The following is a 15,442-nucleotide window of genomic DNA, read 5'->3' as shown; positions in this document are numbered from 1 at the left end:
GCGGAGAAACCAATTGCGCGTGGATGTGTTCTGTCGGGTGGTCGACAATTTTGGCGATATCGGCGTCTGCTGGCGGCTGGCCCGGCAACTGACCGCCGAAGGCTGGCCGGTGCGGCTTTGGGTGGACGACCTGGCCTCGTTCGCCCGGCTGGAACGGCGCGTGTCGGCCCGGCTGCCGGTGCAGTCGGTCGATGGCGTCGACATCCTGCACTGGACCCTGCCCGCCCCCGACGTGGTGCCTCACGAGATCGTGATCGAAGCCTTTGCCTGCGATCCCCCGCCAGGCTTTGTCCACCGGATGCAGGACCTGGTGCAGCGGCCGATCTGGATCAACCTGGAATACCTGTCGGCGGAATCGTGGATCGACACCTGCCATGGTCTGCCGTCGCCGCAGCCCAACGGCATCGTCAAGACCTTCTTTTTTCCGGGATTTACCGAGACCAGCGGTGGACTGCTGCGCGAGCCCGGCCTGCTGGACGCCCGCAACGCCCTGCAGGCCGACTCGCAGGCGCAGGCGGATTTCCTGGCGCGTATCGGTGTGCCGCCGCGCCAGCCCGGCGAACGGCTGGTTACCCTGTTCTGCTATCCCGACGCTCCTGCCTCGGTCCTGGCGCAAGAACTGGCGAACGCCGACACGCCCACCCTGCTCGTCATTCCCGACGGCGTCGCCCCGTACCTGGGCGCCGGGCAGCGTGGGGCCTTGCGCATTGCGCGCATGCCCTTCGTTGCGCCCGCCGACTACGACCGCCTGCTGTGGTGCGCCGACCTGAACTTCGTGCGCGGAGAAGATTCCTTCATCCGCGCGCACTGGGCCGGCCGGCCCATGGTCTGGCACATCTACCCGCAGGACGACGCCGCGCATGTCGACAAGCTGTCGGCCTGGCTGGACCGCTGCGCCCTGCCCTCGCACGCCCACGACATCCACCTGGGCTGGAATGGCGAAACCACCCTGGAAGGGTTTGCCGAACAACTGCGCTACGCCCTGCAGCCGGAACCGTGGGCGGCCTGGGTGCAGCGCGCGCGCGGCTGGAGCGACGCCCTGGCCGTCCAGCCGGACCTGGTGGCGCGGCTGCGACGCCTGTGCCTGTCCCGGCGGCCGTGAAGCTGGCGGGGAGTCGTCACTCCGGGCTATACTTGTTGGCTTTTCGTGATTTCCAAGCCGCTCCTTGACTGACTACCTTGCGACGCTGGCTTGATACCAAATTCGACTTGGTCGACGGCTCCCCCCGCAGTCACTCTGCCCGGTCCTCCGGCACCGCGATGTTTACCGCAGAGCCCCGGGGCAGATCGTCAGAACCAGTCTCTCGCTAAGGTTGATTCAAGTATGAAAACCGCTCAGGAACTGCGCGTCGGCAACGTGATCATGGTCGGCCAGGAACCCCTGGTCGTGCAAAAGGCCGAATACAGCCGCTCGGGCCGCAACGGCTCGGTCGTCAAGTTCAAGCTGAAGAACCTCTTGTCCGCTTCGGCGTCCGAGACCGTCTTCAAGGCCGACGAAAAATTCGACGTCCTCGTGCTCGAGCGCAAGGAATGCACGTACTCGTATTTCGGTGACCCCATGTACGTCTTCATGGACTCCGAATACAACCAGTACGAAATCGAAGCCGACAGCATGGGCGACGCCCTGAACTACCTCGAAGAAGGCATGCCTGCCGAAGTGGTGTTCTACGAAGGCCGCGCTATCACCGTCGACCTGCCGAACATGCTCGTTCGCGAAATCATCTATACCGAACCGGCTGTCCGTGGCGACACGTCGGGCAAGGTCATGAAGCCTGCCAAGCTCGCTACCGGCTTCGAACTGCCCGTGCCGCTCTTCTGCGCCATCGGCGACAAGATCGAAATCGACACCCGCACTGCCGAATACCGCAGCCGCGTGAAGTGATCGACGGCGGGAGTCATCCCGCCAGCAAAAAAGGCCAGTGCGATGGGTTCGCACTGGCCTTTTTTTCGTCTGCGTGGAACGGGGCGTGTGTTGACCGTCGTGGGCTTCAGCCCACTTCGCGCTGCAGATACGCCCGCAACGCATCGGGCGGGATCGGCCGCGAAAACAGATAGCCCTGCCCCTTGTCACAGCCGCCCTCTGCCAGGCGCTCGGCCTGCCATTCGGATTCGATGCCTTCGGCCAGCACTTCACGATCGGCCGCGTGGCACAGCTCGATGATGGCATTGAGCACCTGCCACATCCGTTCGTCGCCATCTTTGGGCAGCAGGCTCTGGTCGATCTTGATCTTGTCGACTTCCAGCCGCGTCAGGTAGCTGAGCGACGAATAGCCGGTGCCAAAGTCGTCGATGGCCGTGCGCACGCCAATGTTGCGCATGTTGCGGATCGCCTCGATCGCCAGGGTCAGTTCGCTCATGGCGGCCGTCTCGGTAATCTCCAGTTCCAGCCGTGACGGCTTGAGCTTGGACGCATGCAGGGCGGCATCGATGGCGTCCAGCAGCCCCGGATCGCGGAACTGCACGGTGGACACGTTCACGCTCATGCGCATGGACGGGGGCATGTGTTCGGCCGCGAATCGTGTGGTCTCGGCAATCACCCACGCGCCGATCGGCACGATCAGGCCGTTCTGCTCGGCCATCGGAATGAACAGGTCAGGCGGCACGGGCGGGCGGCCCGGCGGATTCCAGCGCAGCAAGGCTTCGACCCCCGACGGCCGGCGCGACGGCAGCAGCACCTTGGGCTGGTACACCAGCGAAAATTCGTTGCGTTCCAGCGCACCCATCAGGGCCGTTTCGATCACCAGCAAATCTTGCGCGCGTCGCGCCATGTCGGGGTTGTAGACCCCCACCCAGCTTTCGCCCCCGGACGCGCGACGGGCCTGGCGCAGGGCCAGGTCGGCGGCGTGCATCAGCCCTTCGGCCTCGCGGATTTCACCGGCGGCCCACGCGACCCCTGCCATCGCGCGCGGCAGAATGCGGCGATCGCCCAGCACCACTTCCTTGCCCGTGATCGCCCACAGCAGTTCTTCGGCCTGGCTCATGGCGTGGCGCGCCGATCGCACGCCAGTCAGCGCGACCGCAAAACGGGCGCCGCCGATCCGGGCGATCCGGGTGGACTCGCCCGCCGCTGCCCGCAGGCGACCGGCGATCTCATGCAGCACCAGGTCGCCAAACGCATGTCCCAGCGCTTCGTTGATGGTGGCGAAGTCGGCCAGGTTGATGACGACCAACGCCAGCTCGGCATCTTCGCCCCGCGAGATCAGGCCATCCAGGTAGGAAAAGAAGAAGCGGTCGGTGGACAGCCCGGTCAGTTCGTCGCGGGCGGCTTGCTCCTGCAGCAGCTGCATGGCATTGGCCAGTTGCGACATATTGGTCACGACCACCACGAAGCCGCGAAAGTCGCTGGCATCGACCCGGTTGATATTGGCCAGCACTGAGAATTCGATGCCGTTGGTCCGTTTGGCGCGCAGCGGGTGCGTGCGCCCACTGACGGCGGGCTCCAGCGCCTCGCCACTGTGCCGCGCGTCGCCTGCCACGGGCCGCAGGGCGCCGGGCAGGACGTCGTTCAGGCACAGCGCCACCAGGGTGTCCTTGTCGCGCCCAAACAAGGCGCAGGCCACCGGGTTCACTGCACAGATGCGCCCGGCATCGTTCACCGCAAGCAGGCCTTCGCCAATGGCGTCAAGGAAGGTGACCGCGATGTTTTCCAGCATCGTATCTGGGCGTTCGTGGGCGTCGGAACGTCCTTGAGGGGACGAAGGGCTGGAACGAGTCAAGATATCAGCTTCAGGGCAGAAACGATTGGCGGCGAGTCAGGGGCCGCGCCCGTGCGACGCCAGGCGGCGTCGTCGGGTCCAGTACCCTAACGGCAGCGATGGCCGAGACTTGAGGGCACTGTAGAGCAAACCGAGAGTATTTGTGAGAATCAGGCAGCGGCCCGAGCGGCCAGCATGCACCACGACTCCATCGTCATGGCCATTTCCCCGTGCTGGTTCACCGCCGTCACCTTGGTCAGGATCGACCCCTGCCCCGGCTTGCTGCGCGACGGCCGCGTTTCCAGGATCTCGACCTGCACCGTCAAGGTATCGCCCGCGCGCACGGGCTTCTTCCAGCGGATGTCTTCCACGCCGGGCGAACCGATGCTGGCGCTTTCGAGCAGATAGGCATCGCACATCAGCCGCATGATGGCCGCGCAGGTGTGCCAGCCGCTGGCGATCAGCCCGCCGAACGGAGACGACGCCGCGGCCTGTTCGTCGACATGAAAGGATTGCGGGTCGTAGCGGGTGGCGAATTCGATGATGGCGGCGCTGTCCAGGGTCACCTGGCCGAGCGGCAGGATCTGGCCGACGGAAAAGTCTTCAAAGTAGAAACGGGGCATAGGTCGCTTATTGGAGGCGGTCGTCGTCGAACATCGCCGGGATGGGCGCCACGGCAATCCCCTCGTCGGTCAGGGACTGGCGTTCGTCGGCGGTCGCGACGCCGCGGATCGGACGTTCCGGCGCATCACCATGATGGATGCGGCGGGCTTCATCGGCAAACTGGGTGCCGACGTTTTCGGTATTGCGGATCACCTGCCGCAGGTGCTGCAGCATCTGCGCCTGCACGGCGGCAGACGGGGCCGCCCCGGCTGCGGGCGCCGATGAGGTGGCCTCAGGATGCGCCTGCGAAGGCGACGGCATCGGCGGCTTGCCTTCCCGCAGGCCCGACACATTCAGGCGCGGCGCCGACAGCTTCTTTTCGATGACGCCATTGCCGCACAGCGGGCAGGTGATCAGGCCCCGCGAATGCTGCGCGTCGTAATCTGCATGCGAGCCAAACCAGCCCTCGAACACGTGGCCTTGCGCGCACTGCAAATCGAAAACCTTGAGAGACATGAGGACGGTTGCGGGAAGTGTTGCGGCGAAAGCGCCATGGTAACGCAAGGCCGTCGCAGGGTCCTGCGGCGCACGCAAGGCGCGCGGGCCGCGGCGCCGTTCCCGATTCCCTTCCAGTCAGGGCGTGGCTGTCTCGGGAAGTGCCTGCCCCTGGAAGTGACAGCTGCGATTGCGGCCGGCATGCTTGGCGGCATACAGGGCCGCGTCCGCGCGCTTGACCAGATCGGCGGCGGACTGCCCGTCGGCCGGCGCCAGGCTGTACACGCCGATGCTGACCGTCATGACGCCTTCGGTGCCCTTGACATGGGGGATGCGCGCGTCATGGACGGCGCAGCGGATCTTTTCGGCAATGATCAGGGCGCCGTCGGTCGATGTCCGCGGCAGCAGCACGGCAAATTCCTCGCCGCCGTATCGCGCCGCCATGTCGCCCGGCCGCCGGATGCATTCCTGGATGATGCCCGCGATCGACTTCAGATAGACGTCGCCCTGCTGGTGCCCGTAATAGTCGTTCAGCGCCTTGAAGTGGTCCGCGTCGATCAGCAGCAAGGCCAGCTCGGTGCCATCGCGGATCGACCGCCGCCACTCGCGATCCAGCGTTTCGTCAAAGCGCCGGCGGTTGGCCAGGTTGGTCAAGGCATCGGTCGCGGCCATGGCCTGCAGCTGGGCGTTCGCTGCTTCCAGCGCCTGCTCGGCCTTCTTGCGGCCCGACACATCCCGCACATTCGAGATGTAGCTGGCGCCGTCGATGTCGCCGGACAGCCGGCGTACGCGCGCTTCCAGCCAGATCCATTCGCCATCACGATGCCGCGCCGGAAAGGTCAGCGTGGCGGGTGCGCTGTCGTCGGTATCCTGATCGTCCAGCACCATCAGGTGGTCCTTGTGGACGAAGTCGCTGATGCGCTTGCCTTCGATGTCGGCGGGCGTCCATCCCAGTACGTCCACGATGGCCGGCGAGATATAGCTCACCCGCCCATCCGCACCGCTCATCACGATGGTGTCCACCGAATTTTCAGCCAGCAGGCGGTATCGCCGTTCATTGCGGCTGGCGGCGCGCTCGGCCGCCACGCGCCGCTGCAATTCGCTGCGCAGCAGCCAGACCAGCACCACGGTGGCGATCAGGGACGCCGCCATGATCAGGCCGATGATCAGCGCCTTGACGTGCCAGGCTGCATAGATGTCCGACTGCGCCAGCCCGACCACCACGACCAATGGCAAGGTACCCACCGAATGGTAGGCATACAGGCGCGCCACGCCCGTCAGCCGCCCGGGCCCGTCGAAATGGCCGGTGGATCGAGTGGGATACTGGTTGAACAAAGCCACATTCTGCAGGCGCACGCCAAGCTCGCTGCTCGCTTCCGGAAAGCGGGCCATGATCGTGCCGTCCGATCGCATCAGCTTGAGTGACCCGGCGCTGCCCAGTTCCAGCTGATCGAACATCCGTTCCATGTGCGCAACCCGCATCGACCCGACCACCAGGCCGCCAAAGCTGCCGTCGTCCAGCGTGATGCGGCGCGCGACCGGAATCACCCACAGGCGCGTCAATTCGGAGTGGATGGGCGGCGCGATGTATAGCGCGTGCGATTGCGCATTGCGCAGTGCCTGGAAGTAGTCGCGCTGCGCCAGGTTGAGTTTGGGGCCGCGCGGCGTTGACGAGTTGTAGATGACGTCGCCCTTCGCATCCACGACCAGCACCGCCCCCAGGCCGCGGGTGTGATCGATGCGGTCGAACAGCACCAGGTGGCGCAGCTCGTCACTCAGTCCCTGGATGTCGGGCCGGCGCAGATTGTCGATCACGGCCTGCAGCGAAATGTCGATGCGTTCCACATCGCGCTCGATGTTGGTCGCAACCATCAGGGCCAGATTGGCCGACGCGTCGCGCGCGGCCTGGCCGGCATCCTGTCGCGTGCCATAGAGCGCCGACGCGGAAATCGCCGCGAAACACACGGCTAACAAGGTGCCCCACAGTGCTAACCAGCGCATGGACTGACGGTGCTGCTGCTTGGAGTGCAAGGGGGGCAACATCCTTGTGGGGGTGCCAGACCCTTGGGGTGAGGCGGGTGGGATCAGACGGTTTCGAGTGACGCGGGCGTTTCGATGGTTTCCGATACGCCGCGGATGGGGCGCAGGAAGCGGTCCAGCAGGCCACAGATATGCGGAGGATCGTCAAATGACGACGTCACCCAGCTGGGCGCGAGGCGCCCGCTGCGGTCCACCATCTTGAGCGGCCGGCTGGCGCGCTCGAACGCCCACCGTCCGTTCTCGGCGCCCAGGGGCTCCACGACGGTGACAAATGTGCCGATATTGCATTCCGAGCCAGGATGGCTGGAGACGATGACGGCCAGATCGCCAGGCTTGCAGTTCACCGATACACCTTTCGCTGAAACGGTCTAGTTGGGGGATTTGGTAACGAGATAATTTTATCTCATCCCGATGGATTAGGCTTCCCCCAACGTTCACCAGAGCGTTTCAAGGGGAAAGTCCTTGTATCGACGCCATTAAAGGATGAGTTCGAAAGGCTGAACGTTGTTGGCTGACAACGATGAGCCGACTACGACTGGTCACAACCCTGTCAGGACCCGGGGTTGCCAGCCGCGATGAGGTCGGCGTTGTCGCGCAAACGGTCCCGCAGCGCCATCATCAGCGGCGTCCATGCCGCCCGCGGCCGGCTGATCAGGATCCAGTCGCGCGGCGTATCAAGCGCCGTGAAGGGCAACGGTTTCAGGCGGTCTGCCATGCGGCGCAGAAACAGGTCGGGCACGAAGCACAACAAGTCGGTCTGGGCCACGATGGCCAGCGCGGCTTCGGTGTTGTGTTCGATCTCCAGGACGACAGTGGGCGCGGCCAGCCCTTGCGCGGCATAGTGCTGGTCGACCTGCGTGCGCGCGGCGCTGGCGCGGCTGGGCAGCGTCCAGCCGTAGGGAAGCAGGTCGTTCAGCGCCAGGTCTGTATTGCGCCGGCGCCGGACGGCGAATAGCGGATGGGTGGGGCTGGCGGCGACCACCAGCCGGTCGCCGCCGACGACGGTGGGTTCATCGGTGGATTCGTCGGTGGATTCTTCGGTAGGTTCGCCGGTGTGAGCGAGGGCGCGCGGCGCGGCATGGGGTGACCGCGCCCTCGCCTGCCCGGGATAGGCCGGCACGACCGCCAGATCGAGCAGCCCCTGCTGCAAGGCGCGCTCAAGATCGTCGGACTTGGCGATCTCGAGCTGGATGCGCAGTCCGGGCCGATGGCGCAGCAGGTCTGCCACCGCGCGCGGCGCCGTTCCTTCGGACGTCGCCTGGGTCAGCCCCAGCCGCAGCAGCCCGCTGTGTTGCGCACGGATGTCCCGTGCCGCCCGCAGCGCGGCGTCGTGCTGCGCGATCAATGGGCGGACGTGATCCAGGAACAGATGGCCGCTGGCGGTCGGCACCACGCCATGTGCGCCGCGTTCAAACAGCGGCATGCCAACGGCTTTTTCCAGCCGCTGGATCGTCTTGGACACGGCGGGCTGGCCCACTTGCAGGGCGGTGGCGGCGCGGCCGATGTGACCGTGGTCGACCACGGCCCGGAAGCACAGCAGGTCGGCATAGGCGAAGGCCATGAGACAGCTCTTTAAGTGAAATGCAGAGAAGGGCCCGCGACGGGTTCGCTGGAAGCACGCCAGGGCATCCGTGCCGGCCAGGATCGCTGGCCTGACAGAGCGCCGGAGCCCCCCTGCACGCGACAGTCCTGACCATAACGTCATTCCGGGCGGGAATCCATATCGGTGTAATGTGGAATGAACGGAGCCTGCCGCATCGTTTACTTTGTCTGGACACCCCTGTTTCCGGAGCTGCCCATGCCACCCAATATCGTTTTGATCCTTGCCGACAACCTGGGGTGGGGCGAACTGGGCTGCTATGGCGGCGGCGCCTTGCGGGGCGCGCCCACGCCGCGCATCGATGCCCTGGCCCGGCAAGGCATGCTGCTGCAGAATTTCAACGTGGAAAGTGACTGTGTGCCGACGCGGTCCGCGCTGATGACGGGCCGCCATCCCATCCGCACCGGCTGCCTGCAATCCGTGCCGCCCGGGCTTCCCCAGGGGCTGACCCGGTGGGAAGTCACGCTGGCGCAGGTGCTGTCGCAGGCAGGCTACGCCACCGGGCATTTCGGAAAATGGCATCTGGGCGACGTGGAAGGCCGCCTGCCGTCCGACCGGGGGTTCGACGAGTGGTACGGCATCCCCCGCACGACCGACGAAAGCCAGTTCACGTCCACCCTCGGGTTCGACCCCAGTGTGGTCGACACCCCGTACATCATGCAGGGGCGCGCAGGCGAAGCGTCGACGCAGGTGCAGGTGTACGACCTGGAAAGCCGCCGCGGCATTGACGAAACCCTGGTGGATCGCGCCATCGGCTTCATGCAGACCCATCATGCGGCAGCCACGCCCTTCTTCCTGTATCTGCCCCTGGTACACCTGCACTTCCCTACCCTGCCGCACCGGGACTTTGCCGGACGGACGGGTGCCGGGGACTTTGCCGATGCCATGGTCGAAATGGATTACCGCGTCGGCCAGATCGTGGACGAAGTCGACCGGTTGGGTATGGCGGATGACACGCTCTTCATTTTCTGCAGCGACAACGGTCCGGAATTTCGTGCGCCGTATCGCGGCACGGCGGGCCCCTGGCGCGGCACCTATCACACGGCCATGGAAGGGTCCCTGCGGGTGCCTTTCATTGCGCGGTGGCCCGGCAAGATCCCCGCCAATGTTGTCAGCAACGAGATCGTGCATGTGACGGATTTGTTCACGACGCTGGCCGCGGTGGCCGGCGCAACCCTCCCGGCCGATCGCCCGATCGATGGCGTCGACCAGTCGGATTTTTTGCTGGGCAGGCAGGCCAAGTCGGCACGCGAAGGTTTTCTGTTCTACATCAAGGGCGACCTGCGGGCGGCCAAATGGCGCGACTGGAAGCTGCACTTCTACTGGGAACCTGAAGTCAACGAAGGCAAGGGAAAGCTGGAGTCGCCCTACCTGTTCAACCTGACCCGCGACCCCAAGGAAGAGACCGACGTGCTGGTGTTCAACACGTGGGTGATGGGCCCGGTGCTGCGGATGATGCAGGGCTTCAACCAGAGCTGCGCCGCGCATCCGAACACGCCGCCAGGCAAGGCGGATGGATCATGACGACGGCCTTGTCCTCGCCCGCTGCACCGACCTTCTTCCACCGCTGGAGCACATGCATGAACGCCTCGAAGCCTGTTGTCCGCGCCGCCATGGCCTGCGCCGCGTTGCTGCTGGCGTTGCCGTCAGCCGGTGCGCTGGCCGCGTCCGCCGCCGACGCCGCGCCCTGGCCTGCTGCCAGGCCGATCACCTGGATCGTCGGCTTCCCGCCGGGCGGGTCGCTGGACGTGCTGACCCGCGTGGCCGCGCGCAAGCTGGCTGAAAAGACAGGCCAGAGCGTGGTCGTCGAAAATCGTCCGGGGGCATCGGGCCTGATTGCCTTGCAGGCCGCGGCGCGCGCCGCGCCCGACGCTTACACGCTCATCACCATCCCCGGGCCCCTGCTCTTCACGCAGCGCGTGCCGGAACTGGGCCGCGAACTGACCGCCGTCGCGTCGCTGGCCCAGGGCCCGATGGTGCTGGTGGGCCCGGCATCGAATGCGGCGTCCACCGTGCAGGAACTGATCGCCGACATGCGCAAGGACCCCAAGGCATGGAGCTACGCCAGTTCCGGCAACGGTACGTCGCAGCACCTGGCGGGCGAACTCTTCAACATGGCGGCGGGCACGGCCATGACGCACATCCCGTACAAGGGTGGCGGGCAGGCGGTGGCTGACGTGGTGGGTGGCCAGATTCCGCTGGCAATGCTGGGCGTCACGCCCGTCGTGCAGCAGATCAAGTCCGGCAAGCTCAAAGCCTACGCGGTGACCACCACGTACCGGATCGACAGTCTGCCCAACGTGCCGACCTTGCAGGAAGCCGGCTTGAAGGGGTACGACGCGTCGCAGTGGTACATCGTCGGCGCGCCGGCCGGCACACCCGTGGACCGGATCGAGCGCCTGAATCAGTGGATCACCGAGATTGCCGCCTCACCGGACATGAAACCGGCACTGGAAGCCAGCGGGTCGATCGCCGGGACCGGCAGTGCGCAGGCCGTCCATGATTTCGTGACGAAAGACCTGCAGAAATGGCGGAACCTGGCAGACAAGGCAAGGCTGGACCTGAACTGAACGATCGACGGGCGCAGATGGACTAAGCTGGGTGTTCTCACCTTCCCTGCTTTCTGGACCCACCATGCCTTTCGCTCATCATGAATGATCCCTTCAAAGACCCCGTCGAGCTGCGCCACTACCTGGTGATCATGTCCGCGTCGAAAGAAAGCGCGTCGACCGTGCAACGCGCCCTTCGCAACCTGCAGGAAAAAGTCGACAACCGGGCGGCGCCGTTGTGGATCGATTCACGTGGCGTCGGCGTGTTCGTTGCCAGTGATTTTCCTGCCTGCGACATCTACGCCTGCATGTTCGACGCGGCGGCCAAGACGGATTTCGAAGACGCGAAGGACGCGTTGATTGTCGAGCTGGGCAAGGATTGGCACGCCAAGAAAGACGGCAAGCCGGCCGACTGGCTGACGACGCATCTGGAAGCGCCAATGCCATCGCAGCGGGTTGCCAAACCCCGCCGCTGAAGAAGAAGTGGTGCGCCTGACCGGAGTCGAACCGGTACGCCTTGCGGCGGCGGATTTTCTTACCTGCTACAGCTCGCGCTGCCGGCGCCGCTGAACTGCCGCGATCGCCGTTTGGGGTCTGGACTTTGTCTTGACCATCGCCGGACCCGTCCGATAAGCATCGGTCACGCCCGACATTAGGCCCTCGCCGTCAAGTCTCTACACACGCCCAGCCGTTCGAAAACAAACGACCTGCTTGGCTCGGCGTTCCCGTGCCAGGGGTTCACCGAATTTGACGAGTTCTACTCCCGGCCTTTCGCCCGGGGCACTCCGCATTGCTGGAAGTCCGCTACGTCTACCTGTTTCGTCACAGGCGCACGGCGCGTATTGTCGCACAGCCCGGCGCGGCGTCCAGCGCCGCGCCGCGCCGGCGGCTCAAAGCCCGTAGGTATCGCGCAGCACGTTCTTCTGCACCTTGCCCATGGTGTTGCGCGGCAGCTCCTTGACCACGTGCAGCCGCTTGGGCACCTTGAAGTTGGCGATACGGGTCTTGAGCACTGCCAGCATGTCGGCTTCGACCAGGTCCGCGCCGGGCTTGGCCACGACCACGGCAACCACCGCTTCGCCGAAGTCCTTGTGCGGCACGCCGATCACCGCGCTTTCCAGCACGCCGGGCATGTCGTCGATCAGCGTCTCGATTTCCTTAGGGTAGACATTGAAGCCGCCTGAAATGATCAGGTCCTTGCTGCGGCCGACGATTGCCAGATAGTTGTCGGGCACCACCGCCCCTGCCCCGTCACCACCCCAGCGTCCCACGTCGCCCGTCTTGAACCAGCCGTCGGCCGTGAATTCCTGGGCGGTTTTTTCCGGCATGCGCCAGTAGCCCTTGAACACGTTCGGACCCTTGACCTGGATGTTGCCGATCTCGCCTGCCGCGCATTCCTGGTCGGCGTCGTTCACGACACGGACCGAGACGCCCGGCAGCGGCATGCCCACCGTGCCGCCGATCCGTTCGCCCAGCGACGCATCGTACGGATTCGAGACCAGCATGGCCGTTTCGCTCATGCCATACCGTTCCAGGATGGTGTGGCCGCTGCGTTCGCGGAAATCGTTGAATGTCTCCATCAACAATGGCGCCGAGCCGGACACGAACAGGCGCATGTTGCGGCACACCTCGCGGTTGAAGCCAGGCTCGTCCAGCAGGCGCACGTAGTAGGTGGGCACGCCCATCATCACGGTGCAGCGTGGCAATTCGCGCAGCGTGCGCGCCACGTCCAGCTTGGGCAGCCAGATCATCTTGGCGCCCGCCAGCAACGCGCCATGCGCGGCCACGAACAGGCCATGCACATGGAAGATCGGCAGCATGTGCAGCAACACGTCGTCGCTGCGCCAGCCCCAGAATTCGTGCAGCACCTTGGCATTGGAGGCCAGGTTGTCATGCGTCAGCATCGCGCCCTTGCTGCGGCCCGTGGTGCCTGACGTGTACAGGATCGCGGCCAGATCGTCATCGGTCACCGCGACGGTGTCGAAGCTGTCGGCATGCGTTTGCGCGGCGTCCAGCAGCGAGCCGGTGTGATCGTCATCCAGCGTGAAGACGTGGCCCGTGCCGGCCTTGGCCGCGGCTGCGCCGACCCATGCCAGATTCTTGCTGCTACACACGACCACCGACGGTTCGGCATCGCCCAAAAAGTAATCCACTTCGCTGGACTGGTAGGCCGTGTTGAGCGGCAGATATACATAGCCGGCGCGTAGGGTGGCCAGGTAGAGCATCAGCGCTTCGGGGGATTTTTCGACCTGCGCGGCCACGCGCGCGCCCTTGGGCAAGTCGAGCGCGGCAAGCAGGTTGGCGATGCGGGCCGTCATGGCGTCGACGTCCTGCCACGTGAAGTTCACCCCGTCATGGGCTTCGATGGACAGGCTTTGTCGGTCGGCGGGAAAGCCCGAGGACAGCAGGGAGTACAGGTTGCCGTTCATGGAGACGTCGCTATGAAAAGAGTCGGTGAAAGAATCATCAGAAAATGGGGAATCGCGAATGCCGATGCGTCGCATGGGGGCGCAGAGTTCGTCGATGCAAAGTCCGTCGATGCAGATCGTTGCCCACGATTCATCGCCCGGTAAACACGGGCGTGCGCCCGGCCAGGAAGGCGGCCACGCCTTCCACATGGTCGGCCGAATTCCAGTAGGCAAAACATTCGCGCCGTTCGGCCTCGGTCAATGGGGCGGGTTCCGGGCTCAATCGCCGCACGGTTTCCTTGTTGATACGGGCGGCCAAGGGAGCGCCGGCGCTGATCCGGTCCACGCAGCGCCGGGCCTCTTCCAGCAATGCGTCGTCATCGACGACACGAGTCAGCATGCCTTTGGAATACGCTTCATCGGCGCCCAGCAGGCGCCCTTCCAGCAGCAGTTCCAGCGTGACCGCGCGGCCCACCAACGCGAGCACACCTTGCATTTCGCCGGGCGCCATCGGGAAGCCCAGGCGATTGATCGGCACGCCGAAGCGCGATGATCTTGCGGCAATCCGCAAGTCGCAGTGCGCCGCAATCTCGAGCCCGCCGCCCACGCAGACGCCCTGGATCGCCGCCACCGTTGGATGCTTGCATTGCGCCACGGCCTGCAATGCCGGGGCCAGGATGGCGTCGTGGTAATGCAGCAGGCCATCCAGATCGCCGCGCTGGTCGGGAAATTCCGAGATATCGGCGCCCGCGGCAAAGTTGCCGTCCGCGCCCTGCAGCAGCACGCAGCGCAGGCTGTCGTCATCCGACAGATCGTCGAGCATGCGCCGCAACGTCAGCCACATTTCAATATTGAGCGCGTTCAATTTTCCCGGGTGGGACAAGGTGATCGTGGCGACAACCCCGTCGCGTGACAGCAGCACATCGCCGTGCGCAGGCGCGGCAGGCTGGCCTTGTGTTGCGGGCTGGGCCGTTGCCGCAGGCTCGGTCGTCGCTGCAGGCAAGGCCGTTGCGGCGGACGCCGCCTCGCCCGCCTCCCCTGGCTGCTGCAACGAGGTCGTCGTCATGCCGTCAGTCCGCCTTGACGCCGGCGTCTTGCGACACCTTGCGCCAGCGCTGCACTTCACTTTGCAGATAGGTCGCAAATTCCGGCTGCGTATACCGCGGCGTGTCGGACCCGTTGGCCAGCCACGTCTTTTTCAGTTCCGGCGTATCAAGCGCCTTGCGCAATTCCGCGCCCATGCGGTCGACGGCTTCTTTCGGGGTGCCCTTGGGCGCAAAAATGCCGTACCAGGTCGACACTTCATACCCGGGCAGCCCGGCTTCGCTTGCTGTCGGGACATCGGGGAACGCGGCCGACCGCTGGGGCGCCGCCACCGCGATCGCCTTGATCTTGCCGCTGCGGATGTGCTGCGCGCTGGATCCCAGGCCGTCGAACGCCAGGTTGACCTGATCGCCCATCAACGCCAGCAGCATGGGGCCGGCGCCGGTGTACGGCACGTGCGCCATGTCGGTCTTGGATTGCAGCTTGAACAATTCGCCCGCCAGATGGTGGGTCGTGCCATTGCCGGCCGAACCAAAGTTCAGCTTGCCCGGGTTGCTGCGCGCGTAGGCCACCATGCCTTTCAGATCCTTGAATGACGATGCCGGACTGGCAACGATCACCTGCGGCGGCTGGGCAACGACCGTGACCGGAATGAAGTCCTTTTCGATGTCATAGCTCAGCCCCTTGTAGAACGACGGCGCGATCGCATGGTGCGCGCTGCCCATGAAGAAGGTGTAGCCATCCGGCGCCGCGCGCGCGGCAATCGCCGCGCCCACCGTGCCCCCCGCCCCGCCACGATTGTCGACCACGACGGTATGGCCCAGCTGCGTGGACAACTGCTGCGCCAGCGGCCGCGCAAACGTGTCGGTGCCGCCACCGGCGGGAAAAGGAACGATCAGCACGACCGGTTTGGAAGGCCAGGCGTCGGCAGCAAAAGCCGGCCCCGCGCAGGCCAGACCGGCCAGTACTGCAACTACCGTCAAGCGTCGTGCCATGAGTGTCTCCTCG

At 65.3% G+C, this 15,442-nt stretch carries 14 protein-coding genes; 5 read left to right on the top strand and 9 right to left on the bottom strand.

The genetic code is table 11. The features are described from left to right. Nucleotides 1-13 precede the first annotated feature (13 nt). Together earP and efp are read left to right on the top strand one after the other, a co-directional pair. Complete coding sequence (earP, locus tag HD883_RS01725; RefSeq protein ID WP_179588122.1) at nucleotides 14-1,102, top strand: elongation factor P maturation arginine rhamnosyltransferase EarP; 1,089 nt, start codon at nucleotides 14-16, stop codon at nucleotides 1,100-1,102. Between the two features lie 222 nt (nucleotides 1,103-1,324). Continuing rightward, nucleotides 1,325-1,882, top strand: a complete 558-nt coding sequence (gene efp / locus HD883_RS01720; RefSeq protein WP_179588123.1) for an elongation factor P — start codon at nucleotides 1,325-1,327, stop codon at nucleotides 1,880-1,882. A 106-nt stretch (nucleotides 1,883-1,988) separates the two neighbouring features. Here the strand turns inward: efp and HD883_RS01715 are convergent, their stop codons facing one another. From HD883_RS01715 to HD883_RS01690, 6 genes are all read right to left on the bottom strand, one after another. After that, the gene (locus HD883_RS01715; protein ID WP_179588124.1) at nucleotides 1,989-3,653 is read right to left on the bottom strand and encodes a putative bifunctional diguanylate cyclase/phosphodiesterase; all 1,665 of its coding nucleotides are present in this window, start codon (nucleotides 3,651-3,653) and stop codon (nucleotides 1,989-1,991) included. Between the two features lie 212 nt (nucleotides 3,654-3,865). Beyond that, nucleotides 3,866-4,318: a MaoC family dehydratase gene (locus HD883_RS01710; RefSeq protein ID WP_179588125.1), complete on the bottom strand. Its 453-nt coding sequence runs from the start codon at nucleotides 4,316-4,318 to the stop codon at nucleotides 3,866-3,868. A gap of 7 nt (nucleotides 4,319-4,325) precedes the next feature. Continuing rightward, nucleotides 4,326-4,814: a DUF1178 family protein gene (locus HD883_RS01705; RefSeq protein ID WP_179588126.1), complete on the bottom strand. Its 489-nt coding sequence runs from the start codon at nucleotides 4,812-4,814 to the stop codon at nucleotides 4,326-4,328. A 117-nt stretch (nucleotides 4,815-4,931) separates the two neighbouring features. Further along, a complete protein-coding gene (locus tag HD883_RS01700) occupies nucleotides 4,932-6,794 on the bottom strand; it encodes a diguanylate cyclase domain-containing protein (RefSeq protein ID WP_179588127.1) in 1,863 nt (620 codons plus the stop codon). A gap of 83 nt (nucleotides 6,795-6,877) precedes the next feature. After that, nucleotides 6,878-7,177: a hypothetical protein gene (locus HD883_RS01695; protein ID WP_179588128.1), complete on the bottom strand. Its 300-nt coding sequence runs from the start codon at nucleotides 7,175-7,177 to the stop codon at nucleotides 6,878-6,880. Nucleotides 7,178-7,383: 206 nt separating this feature from the next. Then, nucleotides 7,384-8,394, bottom strand: coding sequence for a LysR family transcriptional regulator (locus HD883_RS01690; RefSeq protein WP_179588129.1), 1,011 nt, complete (start codon nucleotides 8,392-8,394; stop codon nucleotides 7,384-7,386). 237 nt (nucleotides 8,395-8,631) lie between these two features. On the opposite strand from HD883_RS01690, the gene HD883_RS01685 reads away from it, so the two are divergent. From HD883_RS01685 to HD883_RS01675, 3 genes are all read left to right on the top strand, one after another. After that, nucleotides 8,632-9,957: an arylsulfatase gene (locus tag HD883_RS01685; RefSeq protein WP_179588130.1), complete on the top strand. Its 1,326-nt coding sequence runs from the start codon at nucleotides 8,632-8,634 to the stop codon at nucleotides 9,955-9,957. 56 nt (nucleotides 9,958-10,013) lie between these two features. Then, on the top strand, nucleotides 10,014-11,003 hold the full coding sequence (locus tag HD883_RS01680) for a tripartite tricarboxylate transporter substrate-binding protein (RefSeq protein ID WP_179588131.1): 990 nt from the start codon (nucleotides 10,014-10,016) through the stop codon (nucleotides 11,001-11,003). 80 nt (nucleotides 11,004-11,083) lie between these two features. Continuing rightward, nucleotides 11,084-11,458: a hypothetical protein gene (locus HD883_RS01675; protein WP_179588132.1), complete on the top strand. Its 375-nt coding sequence runs from the start codon at nucleotides 11,084-11,086 to the stop codon at nucleotides 11,456-11,458. A 414-nt stretch (nucleotides 11,459-11,872) separates the two neighbouring features. Here the strand turns inward: HD883_RS01675 and HD883_RS01670 are convergent, their stop codons facing one another. The 3 genes from HD883_RS01670 to HD883_RS01660 form a co-directional block, all read right to left on the bottom strand. Further along, nucleotides 11,873-13,411, bottom strand: coding sequence for a malonate--CoA ligase (locus tag HD883_RS01670; protein ID WP_179588133.1), 1,539 nt, complete (start codon nucleotides 13,409-13,411; stop codon nucleotides 11,873-11,875). Nucleotides 13,412-13,541: 130 nt separating this feature from the next. Beyond that, entirely contained in the window at nucleotides 13,542-14,456 is a 915-nt protein-coding gene (locus tag HD883_RS01665) for an enoyl-CoA hydratase/isomerase family protein (protein ID WP_179588134.1), read from the bottom strand. 4 nt (nucleotides 14,457-14,460) lie between these two features. Then, on the bottom strand, nucleotides 14,461-15,429 hold the full coding sequence (locus HD883_RS01660; RefSeq protein ID WP_179588135.1) for a Bug family tripartite tricarboxylate transporter substrate binding protein: 969 nt from the start codon (nucleotides 15,427-15,429) through the stop codon (nucleotides 14,461-14,463). Nucleotides 15,430-15,442: the final 13 nt, after the last annotated feature.

Origin of the sequence: Pigmentiphaga litoralis, from assembly GCF_013408655.1 — a bacterium.
In the GTDB taxonomy this organism is placed as follows: domain Bacteria; phylum Pseudomonadota; class Gammaproteobacteria; order Burkholderiales; family Burkholderiaceae_B; genus Pigmentiphaga; species Pigmentiphaga litoralis_A.
The sequence above is the reverse complement of the archived record's forward strand: the minus strand, read 5'-3'. Positions and strand labels throughout refer to the sequence as shown.

Bases quoted from the DNA above. Each gene is read 5' to 3' on its own strand.
- efp (WP_179588123.1), top strand. From the start codon at position 1,325: ATGAAAACCGCTCAGGAACTGCGCGTCGGCAACGTGATCATGGTCGGC.
- HD883_RS01715 (WP_179588124.1), bottom strand. From the start codon at position 3,653: ATGCTGGAAAACATCGCGGTCACCTTCCTTGACGCCATTGGCGAAGGC.
- HD883_RS01710 (WP_179588125.1), bottom strand. From the start codon at position 4,318: ATGCCCCGTTTCTACTTTGAAGACTTTTCCGTCGGCCAGATCCTGCCG.
- HD883_RS01705 (WP_179588126.1), bottom strand. From the start codon at position 4,814: ATGTCTCTCAAGGTTTTCGATTTGCAGTGCGCGCAAGGCCACGTGTTC.
- HD883_RS01700 (WP_179588127.1), bottom strand. From the start codon at position 6,794: ATGCGCTGGTTAGCACTGTGGGGCACCTTGTTAGCCGTGTGTTTCGCG.
- HD883_RS01690 (WP_179588129.1), bottom strand. From the start codon at position 8,394: ATGGCCTTCGCCTATGCCGACCTGCTGTGCTTCCGGGCCGTGGTCGAC.
- HD883_RS01685 (WP_179588130.1), top strand. From the start codon at position 8,632: ATGCCACCCAATATCGTTTTGATCCTTGCCGACAACCTGGGGTGGGGC.
- HD883_RS01680 (WP_179588131.1), top strand. From the start codon at position 10,014: ATGAACGCCTCGAAGCCTGTTGTCCGCGCCGCCATGGCCTGCGCCGCG.
- HD883_RS01675 (WP_179588132.1), top strand. From the start codon at position 11,084: ATGAATGATCCCTTCAAAGACCCCGTCGAGCTGCGCCACTACCTGGTG.
- HD883_RS01670 (WP_179588133.1), bottom strand. From the start codon at position 13,411: ATGAACGGCAACCTGTACTCCCTGCTGTCCTCGGGCTTTCCCGCCGAC.
- HD883_RS01665 (WP_179588134.1), bottom strand. From the start codon at position 14,456: ATGACGACGACCTCGTTGCAGCAGCCAGGGGAGGCGGGCGAGGCGGCG.
- HD883_RS01660 (WP_179588135.1), bottom strand. From the start codon at position 15,429: ATGGCACGACGCTTGACGGTAGTTGCAGTACTGGCCGGTCTGGCCTGC.